Origin of the sequence: Pseudomonas fluorescens (assembly GCF_040448305.1) — a bacterium.
Taxonomy (GTDB): domain Bacteria; phylum Pseudomonadota; class Gammaproteobacteria; order Pseudomonadales; family Pseudomonadaceae; genus Aquipseudomonas; species Aquipseudomonas fluorescens_BH.
In genome coordinates this window covers 6,319,794-6,334,138 of record NZ_CP148752.1, presented here as the reverse complement: position 1 = coordinate 6,334,138, position 14,345 = coordinate 6,319,794, and the positions used below count along the sequence as shown (strand labels likewise).

14 protein-coding genes are annotated in these 14,345 nt (G+C 59.2%); 10 read left to right on the top strand and 4 right to left on the bottom strand.

All coding sequences use genetic code 11. The features are described 5' to 3' along the window. Positions 1–166 precede the first annotated feature (166 nt). Positions 167–1,357, bottom strand: a complete 1,191-nt coding sequence (gene metK, locus WHX55_RS28915) for a methionine adenosyltransferase (RefSeq protein WP_008050251.1) — start codon at positions 1,355–1,357, stop codon at positions 167–169. Positions 1,358–1,375: 18 nt separating this feature from the next. After that, positions 1,376–2,371, bottom strand: coding sequence for a metalloregulator ArsR/SmtB family transcription factor (locus WHX55_RS28910; RefSeq protein ID WP_150725093.1), 996 nt, complete (start codon positions 2,369–2,371; stop codon positions 1,376–1,378). A 261-nt stretch (positions 2,372–2,632) separates the two neighbouring features. Between WHX55_RS28910 and tkt the strand changes: the two genes are divergently transcribed. The 7 genes from tkt to WHX55_RS28875 all read left to right on the top strand — a co-directional run bounded on the left by tkt (position 2,633) and on the right by WHX55_RS28875 (position 9,612). Continuing rightward, on the top strand, positions 2,633–4,630 hold the full coding sequence (gene tkt / locus WHX55_RS28905) for a transketolase (protein WP_150725094.1): 1,998 nt from the start codon (positions 2,633–2,635) through the stop codon (positions 4,628–4,630). A 150-nt stretch (positions 4,631–4,780) separates the two neighbouring features. Then, positions 4,781–5,833, top strand: a complete 1,053-nt coding sequence (gene epd / locus WHX55_RS28900) for an erythrose-4-phosphate dehydrogenase (RefSeq protein WP_353741723.1) — start codon at positions 4,781–4,783, stop codon at positions 5,831–5,833. A gap of 12 nt (positions 5,834–5,845) precedes the next feature. After that, positions 5,846–7,009: a phosphoglycerate kinase gene (locus tag WHX55_RS28895; RefSeq protein ID WP_150725096.1), complete on the top strand. Its 1,164-nt coding sequence runs from the start codon at positions 5,846–5,848 to the stop codon at positions 7,007–7,009. 34 nt (positions 7,010–7,043) lie between these two features. Beyond that, on the top strand, positions 7,044–7,265 hold the full coding sequence (locus tag WHX55_RS28890; protein ID WP_150725097.1) for a hypothetical protein: 222 nt from the start codon (positions 7,044–7,046) through the stop codon (positions 7,263–7,265). Between the two features lie 56 nt (positions 7,266–7,321). Continuing rightward, positions 7,322–7,651, top strand: a complete 330-nt coding sequence (locus tag WHX55_RS28885) for an MliC family protein (RefSeq protein ID WP_150755135.1) — start codon at positions 7,322–7,324, stop codon at positions 7,649–7,651. Between the two features lie 235 nt (positions 7,652–7,886). Beyond that, entirely contained in the window at positions 7,887–8,951 is a 1,065-nt protein-coding gene (gene fba / locus WHX55_RS28880) for a class II fructose-bisphosphate aldolase (protein WP_007981624.1), read from the top strand. Positions 8,952–9,201: 250 nt separating this feature from the next. Continuing rightward, complete coding sequence (locus tag WHX55_RS28875; RefSeq protein WP_353741722.1) at positions 9,202–9,612, top strand: hypothetical protein; 411 nt, start codon at positions 9,202–9,204, stop codon at positions 9,610–9,612. Between the two features lie 94 nt (positions 9,613–9,706). On the opposite strand, the gene WHX55_RS28870 is transcribed toward WHX55_RS28875, so the two are convergent. Continuing rightward, positions 9,707–10,375 (bottom strand): polysaccharide lyase family 7 protein, encoded by a 669-nt coding sequence (locus WHX55_RS28870; RefSeq protein WP_150725100.1) that lies wholly within the window; start codon positions 10,373–10,375, stop codon positions 9,707–9,709. Positions 10,376–10,698: 323 nt separating this feature from the next. Here WHX55_RS28870 and WHX55_RS28865 point away from each other — a divergent pair, with 323 nt between their 5' ends. The 3 genes from WHX55_RS28865 to WHX55_RS28855 are packed head-to-tail and all read left to right on the top strand — an operon-like array spanning position 10,699 to position 13,690. After that, positions 10,699–12,822: an EAL domain-containing protein gene (locus tag WHX55_RS28865; RefSeq protein ID WP_150755137.1), complete on the top strand. Its 2,124-nt coding sequence runs from the start codon at positions 10,699–10,701 to the stop codon at positions 12,820–12,822. 45 nt (positions 12,823–12,867) lie between these two features. After that, on the top strand, positions 12,868–13,356 hold the full coding sequence (locus WHX55_RS28860) for a M48 family metallopeptidase (protein WP_102699232.1): 489 nt from the start codon (positions 12,868–12,870) through the stop codon (positions 13,354–13,356). A 37-nt stretch (positions 13,357–13,393) separates the two neighbouring features. Beyond that, a complete protein-coding gene (locus WHX55_RS28855) occupies positions 13,394–13,690 on the top strand; it encodes a winged helix-turn-helix domain-containing protein (protein WP_007894945.1) in 297 nt (98 codons plus the stop codon). A 122-nt stretch (positions 13,691–13,812) separates the two neighbouring features. Here the strand turns inward: WHX55_RS28855 and WHX55_RS28850 are convergent, their stop codons facing one another. Further along, complete coding sequence (locus WHX55_RS28850) at positions 13,813–14,265, bottom strand: GNAT family N-acetyltransferase (RefSeq protein ID WP_151214102.1); 453 nt, start codon at positions 14,263–14,265, stop codon at positions 13,813–13,815. Positions 14,266–14,345: the final 80 nt, after the last annotated feature.

Genomic DNA, 14,345 nt, shown 5'->3' with positions numbered 1-14,345 from the left:
CTCGCTCCCACAGGGATTTGCGTTTGCCCACAGGTATCAGTCACGCCAAAGATCAACTGTGGGAGCGAGCCTGCTCGCGATTGCGGCTACGCGGCCTCAAGCGCAAGGCAATAAAAAGCCCCGCAAGGCGCGAACCGTGCGGGGCTTCGGGTGTTGCGGGGAAGTCTTACAGGCCGGCAGCAGAACGCAGAGCGTCGGCGCGGTCGGTTTTTTCCCAGGTGAACGTGGTGAAGGTGTCGTCACCAACGGTCTTGGTCGCCGGGGTGCGACCGAAGTGGCCGTACGCAGCGGTTTCCTGATACATCGGGTGCAGCAGGTCGAGCATGGTGGTGATCGCATATGGACGCAGGTCGAACACTTCGCGGACCAGTTTGACGATCTTGTCATCGCTGATCTTGCCGGTGCCGAAGGTGTTCAGCGAGATCGACGTCGGCTGGGCAACGCCGATGGCGTAGGACACCTGAATCTCGCAGCGCTCGGCCAGGCCGGCAGCGACGATGTTCTTGGCCACGTAACGACCGGCGTAGGCCGCCGAACGGTCAACCTTCGATGGATCCTTGCCGGAGAACGCGCCACCGCCGTGACGGGCCATGCCGCCGTAGCTGTCGACGATGATCTTGCGACCGGTCAGGCCGCAGTCACCCACCGGGCCGCCGATGATGAACTGGCCGGTCGGGTTGATGTGGAACTGGGTGTCCTTGCTCAGCAGTTCGGCAGGCAGCACGTGCTTGACGATCAGCTCCATCACGCCTTCGCGCAGGTCGTTGTACGACACTTCCGGATTGTGCTGGGTCGACAGAACGACGGCGTCGATACCGACAACCTTGCCGTTTTCGTAACGGCAGGTCACTTGCGACTTGGCGTCCGGACGCAGCCAAGGCAGCAGGCCGGATTTACGGGCTTCGGCTTGCCTTTGTACAAGCTGGTGCGAGAAGGTGATCGGTGCAGGCATCAGTACGTCGGTTTCATTGCTGGCGTAGCCGAACATCAGGCCCTGGTCGCCGGCGCCCTGATCTTCAGGCTTGGCACGGTCAACACCCTGGTTGATGTCGGGCGACTGCTTGCCGATGATGTTCATCACGCCGCAGGTCGCGCCGTCGAAGCCGACGTCGGAGCTGGTGTAGCCGATGTTGGTGATCACGTCACGAACGATCTGCTCCAGGTCAACCCAGGCGGAAGTGGTGACTTCGCCGGCGATGATCGCCACGCCCGTTTTCACCAGAGTCTCGCACGCCACACGGGCGAACTTGTCTTCAGCAATGATGGCGTCCAGCACCGCATCAGAAATCTGGTCGGCGATTTTGTCCGGATGCCCTTCAGACACGGACTCGGAGGTGAAAAGGGAGTATTCGCTCATCTCGATGTTTTCCTGAAATTACCGATGGTGAGTGTCGCCAGCCGGCCGCTGAAAATGGCGGACCTGGATCTGGAAACCATTACGTAAGCCTACATAGAGGCTTTCCCCGGGAACGAGTCCCGCAGCGGTGGCCCAACGGGCCAGATCGTCCTGTTCAAACCCCAACCAGAGATCACCGCAGGCCTCCTTGGCCCAACTCTGGTTGTGGCTACATAACTCTGTCACTAGCAGGCTACCGCCTGATTGCAGCAAATTGGCCATGTGCTTGAGCGCATCGGCCGGCGCGGCAAAATGGTGCAGCACCATGTTCAGTACCACGCAATCGGCCTTGAGGCTGACGCCGTTCAATGCATCGGCCAGTTGCAGGCTAACGTTAGTCAGCTTGTCGCGTTCGCAGACCTGGCGCGCCAGTTCGAGCATCGCGCTGCTGTTATCCAGCGCCGTGACCTGCGCGAAGCGGCGCGCCAGTTCCGGCAGGAATGCGCCATCGCCGGGGCCGACTTCAATGGCCGTGGCGTCTTTGTCGAAGCTCAGCTTGTCGAGCAGGGCCACCACGCTTTCGCGGTATTGCGGCAGGCCGGCGATCAAGTCTTGCTGGGCGCGAAACTTCTCCGCAACCCGTGAGAAAAAGTCCTGGCTGGCGGCCGCCCGTTGCCCATGGACCTGGGCGATACGCGACTGTACGTCGGCCGGTAGCGTCAGGTTGTCCACTTCTTCGAGCAGGGCTGCGTGCAATTTGCCGCCCAGCAGTTCGGTATGGGGCAGGGCGCGACGGTAGAAAATCGCATTGCCTTCGCGGCGCGTTGCCACCAGGTCGGCCTGGGCCAGTACCTTGAGGTGGTGGCTCATGCCTGACTGGCCGATACCGAAGATCTGCGCCAGCTCCAGCACACCGAACGAATCGTTGGCCAGTGCGCGCAAAACATTCAAACGCAGGGGATCGCCACCAGCCTTGCACAAGGCCGCCAGCTCATCGCAATCGTCATGTTGAATGGAGGGCACGCGTAAATTCATAAGGCCGGCAGTCTAGTCACGAGCCGAAAGCATCGCAAGAGCAATATCAAAAAGTTTTGATATTGCTCGATAGGTGGCACTTCTTGACGTTAGGTTCAGTCAACAAAGCCAGAGCAGAAAGGTTTCATCACGTTAATACGTCGTTATCCATTGGAAAAACGCCTCCAGATGACTATCTGTCATTGCCCCGAGGCGGCCCGGTGAGGGAAAATGCTCGCCTTTTTTCCGTTTCGTTTTATTCAAGCCCCCAGGAGAACAGCGATGCCTAGCCGTCGTGAGCGTGCCAACGCCATTCGTGCCCTCAGCATGGATGCCGTGCAAAAAGCCAACAGCGGCCATCCCGGTGCCCCGATGGGTATGGCGGATATCGCCGAGGTACTTTGGCGCGACTACCTCAAGCACAACCCGAGCAATCCATCGTTCGCCGACCGTGACCGCTTCGTGCTGTCCAACGGCCACGGCTCGATGCTGATCTACTCGCTGCTGCACCTGACCGGCTACGACCTGTCGATCGACGACCTGAAGCAGTTCCGTCAACTGCACAGCCGCACCCCGGGCCACCCGGAACTCGGCTACACCCCGGGCGTAGAAACCACCACCGGCCCACTGGGCCAAGGCCTGGCCAACGCCGTGGGTTTTGCCCTGGCTGAAAAAGTCATGGCAGCGCAGTTCAACCGTCCTGGCCACAACATTGTCGACCACCACACCTATGTGTTCCTGGGTGATGGCTGCATGATGGAAGGCATTTCCCACGAAGTCGCTTCCCTGGCCGGTACCCTGGGCCTGGGCAAGCTGATCGCCTTCTACGATGACAACGGCATCTCCATCGATGGCGAAGTCGAAGGCTGGTTCACCGACGACACGCCGAAGCGTTTTGAGTCCTACAACTGGCAAGTGATCCGCAACGTCGACGGTCACGACCCGGAAGAGATCAAGACGGCGATCGACACTGCGCGCAAAAGCGATCAGCCAACCCTGATCTGCTGCAAGACCACCATCGGCTTCGGTTCGCCGAACAAGCAAGGCAAGGAAGATTGCCACGGCGCCCCACTGGGTGACGCGGAAATCGCCCTGACCCGTGCAGCGCTGAAATGGAATCACGGCCCGTTCGAAATCCCGGCCGATATCTACGCCGAGTGGGATGCCAAGGAAGCAGGTAAAGCCGTGGAAGCCGAGTGGGATCAGCGTTTCGCTGCCTACTCCGCAGCATTCCCTGCCGAAGCCAGCGAACTGGTACGTCGTCTGAGCGGTGACCTGCCGGCTGACTTCTCGGAAAAAGCCTCGGCCTACATCGCCGAAGTGGCCGCCAAGGGCGAAACCATCGCCAGCCGTAAAGCCAGCCAGAATGCCCTGAACGCGTTCGGCCCGTTGCTGCCTGAGTTCCTCGGCGGTTCGGCTGACCTGGCCGGTTCCAACCTGACCCTGTGGAAAGGCTGCAAAGGCGTCACCGCCGAAGACGCCAGCGGCAACTACATGTACTACGGCGTGCGCGAGTTCGGCATGACCGCGATCATGAACGGCGTCGCCCTGCACGGCGGCCTGGTGCCTTACGGCGCGACCTTCCTGATGTTCATGGAATACGCGCGCAACGCAGTGCGCATGTCGGCCCTGATGAAGCAGCGGGTGATCCACGTCTACACCCACGACTCCATCGGTCTGGGCGAAGACGGCCCGACTCACCAGCCAATCGAGCAACTGGCCAGCCTGCGCTGCACGCCGAACCTCGATACCTGGCGCCCAGCCGACGCCGTTGAATCGGCGGTGAGCTGGAAGTACGCGCTGGAGCGCAAGGACGGTCCTTCGGCCCTGATCTTCTCGCGTCAGAACCTGCAGCACCAAACCCGTGACGCCGGCCAGATCGCCGACATCAGCCGTGGTGGCTATGTGCTCAAGGACTGCGCGGGCGAGCCTGAGCTGATCCTGATCGCTACCGGTTCGGAAGTCGGCCTGGCCGTTCAGGCCTTCGACAAACTGACCGAGCAGGGTCGCAAGGTTCGCGTGGTGTCCATGCCGTGCACCAGCGTGTTCGATGCCCAGGAAGCCGGCTACAAGCAATCGGTCCTGCCGTTGCAGGTCAGCGCCCGTATCGCCATCGAGGCTTCCCATGCGGACTACTGGTACAAGTACGTGGGCCTGGAAGGCCGCGTGATCGGCATGACCACCTACGGCGAGTCGGCGCCTGCGCCGGCCTTGTTCGAAGAGTTCGGCTTCACCCTGGAAAACATCCTGGGTCAGGCTGAAGAGCTGCTGGAAGACTGATCCAGAAGTTGCGTCGTCTGGACTGTCGCCTTCGCGAGCAGGCTCGCTCCCACATTGGAATGCATTCTCCTGTGGGAGCGAGCCTGCTCGCGAAAGCGGTGGTTCGAACGGCGCAACACTGACTGATTCACATCGGTAATCGAGAACCCCATGCCTCAACCGCGTCCTTACAAAGTTGCACTCAACGGCTACGGCCGGATTGGTCGTTGCGTCTTGCGTGCGTTGTTCGAGCGAGGCGACAAGGCCGGGTTCGAGATTGTCGCGATCAACGATCTGGCAGACATGGCCAGCATCGAATACCTGACACGTTTCGACTCCACCCATGGCCGGTTCCCCGGCGAAGTGAAGGTCGACGGCGATTGTCTGCATATCAATGGCGACTGCGTGAAGGTCCTGCGCAGTGCCACCCCCGAAGGCATCGATTGGGCGTCCCTGGGCGTCGATCTGGTGCTGGAGTGCTCCGGCGCTTATCACACTCGCGAAGATGGCCGGCGTTTCCTCGACGCCGGCGCCCCGCGTGTGCTGTTTTCCCAGCCGATGGCCAGCGAGACGGATGTAGACGCGACCATCGTCTATGGCGTGAACCAGGATTGCCTGACCGGCGACGAGTTGCTGGTGTCCAACGCGTCCTGCACCACCAACTGCGGCGTGCCGCTGTTGCGCCTGCTGAATCAGGCCATTGGCCTGGACTACGTGTCGATCACCACCATTCACTCGGCGATGAACGATCAGCCGGTCATCGATGCCTATCACCACGAAGACCTGCGCCGCACCCGTTCGGCGTTCCAGTCGGTGATTCCGGTGTCCACCGGTCTGGCGCGTGGTATCGAACGGCTGCTGCCGGAACTTGCCGGACGAATTCAGGCCAAAGCCGTGAGGGTGCCGACGGTCAACGTGTCCTGCCTCGATATCACGATGCAGACCGCCACCGCGACCGACGCCACCGAGGTCAACCGGATCCTGCGCGAAGCCGCCACCAGCGGCCCGCTCAAAGGCCTGCTGGCCTACACCGAGCTACCCCACGCAAGCTGTGATTTCAACCATGACCCACATTCGGCCATCGTCGATGCCAGTCAGACCCGCGTTTCCGGCCCACGGCTGGTGAACATCCTGGCCTGGTTCGACAACGAATGGGGTTTTGCCAACCGAATGCTGGACGTTGCAGAACACTATCTGCAAACAGCAATTTCAAAAAAACCGTAGGAAGTGCGACCCATGACCGTGTTGAAGATGTCCGACCTCGATCTGCAAGGTAAGCGCGTATTGATCCGCGAAGACCTCAACGTCCCAGTCAAGGACGGTGTTGTCACCAGCGATGCGCGTATCCTGGCCTCGCTGCCGACCATCAAGCTGGCCCTGGAAAAAGGCGCGGCCGTGATGGTCTGCTCGCACCTTGGCCGTCCGACCGAAGGCGAGTTCTCGGCCGAGAACAGCCTCAAGCCAGTCGCTGACTACTTGAGCCGTGCTCTGGGGCGTGAAGTGCCGCTGGTGGCCGATTACCTGGGCGGTGTTGACGTGAAAGCGGGCGACATCGTGCTGTTCGAAAACGTGCGCTTCAACAAAGGCGAGAAAAAGAACGCCGACGAACTGGCCCAGCAATACGCCGCCCTGTGCGACGTGTTCGTGATGGACGCCTTCGGCACCGCTCACCGTGCCGAGGGTTCGACCCACGGCGTGGCCAAGTTCGCCAAAGTCGCTGCTGCCGGCCCGCTGCTGGCCGCTGAACTGGACGCACTGGGCAAAGCCCTGGGCGCCCCGGCCCAGCCAATGGCGGCCATCGTCGCCGGCTCCAAGGTGTCGACCAAACTCGACGTGCTGAACAGCCTGAGCCAGATCTGCAACCAGTTGATCGTTGGTGGCGGCATCGCCAACACCTTCCTGGCCGCTGCCGGTCATCCGGTCGGTAAATCCCTGTACGAGCCGGACCTGCTGGACACCGCTCGCGCCATCGCCGCCAAGGTCAGCGTACCGCTGCCAGTGGACGTAGTGGTTGCCAAGGAATTCGCCGAAAGCGCCGTTGCGACCGTCAAGCTGATCGCTGACGTTGCTGCCGACGACATGATCCTGGACATCGGTCCGCAGACCGCGGCGAATTTCGCCGAGTTGCTGAAGTCGTCGCAAACCATCCTGTGGAACGGTCCGGTCGGCGTGTTCGAATTCGATCAGTTCGGTAACGGCACCAAAGTCCTGGCCCAGGCCATCGCGGACAGCGCAGCGTTCTCCATTGCCGGCGGTGGCGACACCCTGGCCGCCATTGACAAGTATGGTGTGGCCGAGCAGATCTCCTACATCTCTACCGGCGGTGGCGCGTTCCTCGAATTCGTCGAAGGCAAAGTGCTGCCAGCCGTTGAAGTCCTGGAAAGCCGGGCCAAGGCCTGAGGGTCGCCCGTTTGACCAGGCAGGGAGTGTTGAAATGGTCAAGACGTTAGCGCTGTTGATCGTCGCGGGTTCACTGGCGGCTTGCGGGAGTAACCCGAAAGCCACGCCGGAACCTGCGCCGTCTGCGCCACAGAGCGGTTGCTACCAGGCCGACTGGCAGGCGGAAACCAATCCGGTGCTCAACAAGCGCGCAGGTCCCGAGGGCCTGGACAAATACGAGACCCAGGCACCCGCCAAGGAACATGGCTGTCCTTGACGGGTCTGACTCTTTACTCAGGGCTGGCGGCGTGCGCCGTCAGTCGAGGGGCACGGATGAAAGGTTTTATCGCAGTTGCGGCATTGGCGTTGTTGGCGGGTTGTACTCAGTTGAACCTGTTCCAGTCGTCCGCGCCTGTGGATAACTGGACCACCTGGACCTGCGACAGCCAGGCCAAAGTGCTGTGGCGCTACACCGACGACAGCCTTAGGGAAGTCGACGTGCGCCTGGGCGGTGCCGATCAGGTCTACCGCTTGAAGCAGGAACCGGGTGCATCGGGTTCGCTGTACAGCAATGACATGCTGGCGTTTCACATAAAAGGTGAGGAAGGCCTGGTTTACTGGGTCGCCACCAATGATTTGATTGGCCGTGGTTGTCACCTGTAGGAGCGAGCTTGCTCGCGATGGTCGTTAACGATGACGCTGGGTGCCTGAATGCCCGCGTTGTCTGGGCCACCATCGCGAGCAATCTCGCTCCCACAGAGGGACCGACGTTTTAGAGTTGATGCAACACCCGAATCCGCAGCCCGGGCCAACCCCCGATCTGCAAAAACTTGAATAGCCGCCGCCGCTACGGCAGGCTGGCACGATTAACGACCCTCAACCGGGAGAGATATACACAATGGCACTTATCAGCATGCGCCAGATGCTGGACCACGCAGCCGAGTTCGGCTACGGCGTTCCAGCCTTCAACGTCAACAACCTTGAGCAGATGCGCGCCATCATGGAAGCCGCTGACAAGACTGACTCCCCGGTGATCGTCCAGGCTTCGGCCGGTGCTCGCAAATACGCCGGCGCACCGTTCCTGCGTCACCTGATCCTGGCAGCCATCGAAGAATTCCCGCACATTCCGGTGTGCATGCACCAGGACCACGGCACCAGCCCTGACGTCTGCCAGCGCTCCATTCAACTGGGCTTCAGCTCGGTGATGATGGACGGTTCCCTGGGCGAAGACGGCAAGACCCCGACCGACTACGACTACAACGTGCGTGTTACCCAACAAACCGTGGCCATGGCTCACGCCTGCGGCGTTTCGGTAGAAGGCGAGCTGGGCTGCCTGGGTTCGCTGGAAACCGGCATGGCCGGTGAAGAAGACGGCATCGGCGCCGAAGGCGTTCTGGATCACAGCCAGATGCTGACCGACCCGGAAGAAGCCGCTGACTTCGTAAAACGCACTCAGGTGGATGCCCTGGCCATCGCCATCGGTACCAGCCACGGCGCGTACAAGTTCACCAAGCCGCCTACCGGCGACGTGCTGGCCATCGACCGCATCAAGGAAATCCACAAGCGCATTCCGAACACTCACCTGGTGATGCACGGTTCGTCTTCGGTTCCGCAAGAGTGGCTGGCGATCATCAACCAGTACGGCGGCGACATCAAGGAAACCTACGGCGTACCGGTTGAAGAAATCGTCGAAGGCATCAAGCACGGCGTGCGCAAGGTCAACATCGACACCGACCTGCGTCTGGCATCCACTGGCGCAATGCGTCGCCTGATGGCTACCAACCCGAGCGAGTTCGACCCGCGTAAATTCTTTGGCGCGACCGTCACTGCCATGCGCGACGTGTGTATCGCTCGCTACGAAGCCTTCGGCACTGCCGGCAACGCTTCGAAGATCAAGGCGATCTCGTTGGAAGGGATGTACCAGCGTTACCTGAAGGGTGAGTTGAACGCCAAGGTCAACTAAGTTTTCAGCGCGTTAATGTTGAATTAAAAAGCCCGCAGCGATGCGGGTTTTTTATTGTCTGTAATATTTATTATTGTGAGAAATAAGGCGTTTGAGAGTTCTTTGTGGTTCGGGTTTCTGTAGGGAAAATAGAGTGTGTGCGAAGTGTTATTCTTTATTTTTGTTGCTTGGTTGATTGCTGTGGGGTTTTGATATTTAAATTAACTCGTACGTGAGTCGTGCATAACTTCATGGATGAAAGGAGATGCTGATGTTATTCAGTAAAATATTAAGGTGTTTCTGTAGCAGTGTTTTTCTGTTGATTTTGCCGAGCATGGGCTCAGCTGCATCGGAGGATGGCATTTTTACTGCTTCGATCGATAGCCGGGGTAAGGTACTGGCAAAATCATCAGAATGGATTTCTGCTGTAAAGGTCGATCCTCGTTCAGGATATTATTCCATTTATAAGGTCGTTTTCAAAACAGGGGTTTTTAAAAGTGCTCCGGCATTTTGTGCTGTCTCTGTAACGGATGTTGATACATTTGATGATATTTTTTATGCAAATGCAAAGTTGGCCGGTACGCCAAGTTCTGGCGGCGTAAAAATTATTACTCATTTGGTTGGCAGTGCGGAGAAGGATTATGACCCTTCGAAGAGTTTTATGTTGATGTGTATGAGGTGATTTTACGCGTTGCCAATGAGCTAAGTTGACTTGAAAAACCGTCGTGGACGGTTTTTCTTTTTGGAAGTCAGATGTAGCGGAGGCGTTCAAGGGCCTACTGGTTGTGATCGATATCCAGCTTGCTGAAGGTCACTTTGCCGCCTTCAGTGGTGTACCCGGTGTTGTCCTGCACATACACCCCGGCCTTGAAGTACAGCGGTTTGTCGCGCCAGGTTGTGCTGATTTGCGTATCCCACTGATAACCTGCCGCGCTGATGCCCAAGGCGCCACCGGGGCTGAGGTGAATGAGGTAGTTGAACTCCTGGTCGAGTTTCACCCCCGTCGCAACGGTGATCACCCGCCCTGTATCGTCATCGGGATGCATCCGGACCTTGGCAACGATATTGCCGGTGCCTGTACTGGTTTTGTATTGGTATTCGACCTTCACCATTGGTTTCTGGCTTTGATAGGCATGGATCTGGCCGATGACGATCTTCCCGGAACTCGGCACCTGGTTTACTGCCAGAGTGGCATACAACAAATTGTCGGCCTCCGGGTAATACCAGTTTTTCAACGTGCCGTTGCTGTAGGTTTCACGCAATTCGGTGCGTGGATAAATCGCGTTTTCGGTACGGGAGCCGGTCACGGGCGTCCAGAAAAACAATGTGCCAGTATCTGAATGGAAGTATTGATCCTTGAAGCCATCCACCAGTTTGGCGGTTTCGACGGTGTACGGCGGGCTGCCGACGGGAACGCTGAGGTTCCAGGTTGCGAGATCGATCATGTCGGTTCTTCCACTTGATTGATGCTGCACGGGCGTGCAAGAAGCTCTAGGCCGCGCCTTTGGGGCGGCCTTTATAAGCGTAGCGGGAGATTTTGTTAACGCCCGCCTGACGGGTGGTTGACGTCAACATCCTGTCGAAATGCCATCTTCCCGGTTTTCATGGAGCTGAACCATCGACCGTTAGTCGGTAAAAAGACACAATGATTAGATGATGGCCTACTGACACCTTCTGCTTTTGCAGAACCGGGTCTAGAGTGATGGCACCGTATTTGTCCGGTTTTCACGAGAAGCCGGCCTGACACCCCCGCAATTAGAGAAGCAGCATGGAATGCGCGCAACCCACGCCAGTAGACGGCGGCTCAACCCTTTTAGTCGTCGACGATTACCCTGAAAACCTGATCAGCATGCGCGCGTTGTTACAGCGCCAGGACTGGCGGGTCATTACTGCCGCCTCGGGTTTCGAGGCCCTCGGTTTGTTACTTGAACACGACATCGACCTGGTGCTGCTGGATGTGCAGATGCCGGGCATGGACGGCTATGAAGTGGCGCGCCTGATGCGCGGTAGCCAGCGGACCCGTCTCACGCCGATCATTTTCCTGACCGCCAACGAACAGTCCCGGGACGCCATGATCAAGGGCTATGCCAGTGGTGCGGTGGATTACCTGTTCAAGCCGTTCGACCCGCAGATCTTCACGCCCAGGGTCCAGGTGTTGCTCGAACACCAGCGTAACCGCCGAGCCTTGCAGCGCCTGAGTCATGATCTGGAAGCGGCTCGTGCCTTTAATGCGTCTGTGCTGGATAACGCTGCCGAAGGCATTCTGGTATTGGGTGAGGACGGTCTGATTCGTTTTGCCAATCCGGCGATGTCACGGTTGCTCAATGCCACGGTGCAGGAACTGCAAGGCAAGGAGTTTGTGGACTACCTGCAAAAACCGCATATCCCGATCTGGGCCGATTCCGAGTTGCTGGCCGGATACAAACGCGGCGAAACCCTGCGCCTGCACGATGCCCTGCTACGGACGGCGCCCGGCCAGCAGGTGCCGGTGGCCTTGTCCTGCGCGCCATTGCCCGCCGAGCAACAGGCGATGGTAGTGACCGTGCTGGACATGTCGGTGGTGCGCCATCTGCATCAGCAACTGGAGTTTCAGGCGGTCACCGATCCGCTGACCGGATTGCTCAACCGCCGGGGGCTCTATCAGACAGTAGAGAACCTGCTGTTGCGCGGTGAGCGTTCCGACAGTTCCTGGGTCTTGATGTACCTGGATCTCGACGGCTTCAAGCGAGTCAATGATTCGCTCGGGCACGATGCCGGCGATCGGGTGCTGCGCTGGGTCTGCGAACAGTTGAAGGCTTGCCTGCGGCCCTTCGACATTCTGGCGCGGATGGGCGGCGACGAATTCACTGTGCTGCTGGATCTGGAGTTCCCCGAGCAGGCGGCGAAGATTGCCGAGAAACTCATCGAGCGAGTGTCGATCTGTCAGCAGGTCGATGGCCTCGATATCGTGCTGGGTGCCAGCATCGGCATCGCCACGTTCCCCGATTGTGGCGCCAATCTCGACGGTATGCTGCGGGCGGCCGACATCGCCATGTACGAAGCCAAGCGTGCCGGCCGCCAGCAATATCGCTTCTACGATCACGAAATGAACGGCCGGGCGCGCACGCGGCTGATGCTGGAAGAAAGTGTGCGCACAGCCATCGAGAACCGCGATTTCAATCTGGTGTATCAGCCTCAGGTGGCGATTGCCGACGGGCGGCTTCGTGGCTTCGAGGCCTTGTTGCGCTGGCAGCATCCGAGCGTTGGCGATGTCCCCCCGGGGCTGTTTTTGCCATTGCTGGAGGAGGCGCGGCTGATCAGTCGCCTGGGCAGCTGGATCTACCATCGCAGCATCGGGCAGCGCAAAGCCTGGGGGGCTCTGTTTACCGAGGACCTGGTGCTCGGCGTCAGCTTGAGCAGTACGCAGTTCGGCATGCCCAACCTGGTCACCGAGTTGCGCCAGGTGCTGGAGCGCCATGGCTTGCAACCGCGTCATCTGGAAGTCGAGGTCACGGAAGAGGCCTTGATGCACAACCCCGAAGAAACCCGCAAGCAATTGCGCCTGCTGCACAATCTGGGCGTACGAGTGGCATTGGATGACTTCGGGGCCGGACCCTGCTCGCTGTCGCTCTTGCGCGACCTGGAGCTGGATACCCTCAAGATCGACCGCCATTTGATCGCCCGGTTGCCGGAGTCGGTACGGGATGCGGCGCTGGTGCGCAGTGTGATCGACCTGTGCAAACAGTTCGGGATGCTGGTGATTGCCGAAGGGGTTGAAACCGTCGCGCAGTATGAATGGCTGCAAGCCAATGACTGTGAATATGTGCAAGGCTTTCTGGTGGCCCGGCCGATGATGGCCGAAGACACCGGGGTCTTTGTCCAGCCGTTTGACTGGAGCGCGCTGGCCCGCTGAATTCGCTACACTGGCGAACTTTTAGTGACCTGTATTGCCGCCCCGATGACCGTGTTGAAATATCTCCAGGCTTATCCCGCTACCTTGCAGGATCAGGTGCGCCAGCTGATCGCCGACGGTCGGCTGGGCGATTACCTGAGCCAGCGTTACCCGCAAAAGCACGGGGTGCAGAGCGACAAGGCGCTGTACACCTATGCCCTGGACCTCAAGCAGGAATACCTGCGTAATGCCCCGGCCATCGACAAGGTGCTGTTCGACAACCGCCTGGACCTGACCCACCGTGCCCTTGGCCTGCACACCACGATTTCCCGGGTGCAGGGTGGCAAGCTCAAGTCCAAGAAGGAAATCCGCATCGCGTCGCTGTTCAAGGAAGCGCCTTGCGAGTTCCTGAAAATGATCGTGGTGCATGAGCTGGCGCACTTCAAGGAATCGGACCACAACAAGGCATTCTACAAACTGTGCGAGCACATGCTGCCGGGTTATCACCAGGTGGAATTTGATGTGCGGGTGTACCTGACGTGGCGGGATCTGTAGGAGCTGCCGCAGGCTGCGATCTTTTGAGGAGCATTGGATGGACGTGAGCAAGACCAAGAGCAGCTTCTATCGCCGGTTGTACGTGGCGTACCTGATCGACAGCGGGCTGGCCAGCAGTGTCCCGGCGCTGACCGAGGTCACCGGCATGCCCCGGCGCACGGCGCAGGACACCATCGCGGCGTTGGCGGATCTGGATATCGTTTGTGAGTTCGAGCAGGAAGAAGGCGCGCGCAACCATGCGGGGCGCTATCGGATTCGCGAGTGGGGGGCGATCGATCGCGGGTGGATCGAGCGTAATCTGCGGCAGATCAAGGCGGTGCTGGAGTATCCCTGAGATCTGCATTGCCGGAGCTGACGCCATCGTCGGAACGCCGCCCGGAGCAGGCTCGCTCCCACAGTTGATTTGAGTTGTTAACACAATCCAGTGTGGGAGCGAGCCTGCTCGCGATAGGGCCTTCAGGAACGACGCATGCCAATGTGTGGAATGCCATCCTCGATAAACTCCTCGCCCGTCACGACAAACCCGTACCGCCCGTAATACCCCTGCAAATGCGTCTGGGCCGAGAGGTAGATCGGCGTTTCCGGCCAGCGTTCTTCAATCTGCTTCAACGCCTGGTCCATCAACTCATGTCCAAGCCCGGCGCCTCGTGCGTGTGGAGCAATGATTACCCGACCGATCACTACGTCCCCGCCTTGCAGTTCCGGGTCGAGCAGCCGCAGATAGGCCACCAGTTGATTGCTGTCCCAGGCCATCAAGTGACAAGTGTCACCTTCCAGGTCCTGGTCATCCACGTCTTGATAAGCGCATTGCTGCTCGACGACGAACACTTGCGCACGCAACTGCAAAATGGCGTACAGCTGCTCCTTGCCCAGGTCGCTGTGGTGTTTGCAGATCCAATCGACTGTCATGTTTTGATTCCCTGAAAACGTCGTTCCGATACTAAGCGCACTCACGCCAGAAGTCTTTATGGCGGAAGAATCTGTGACAT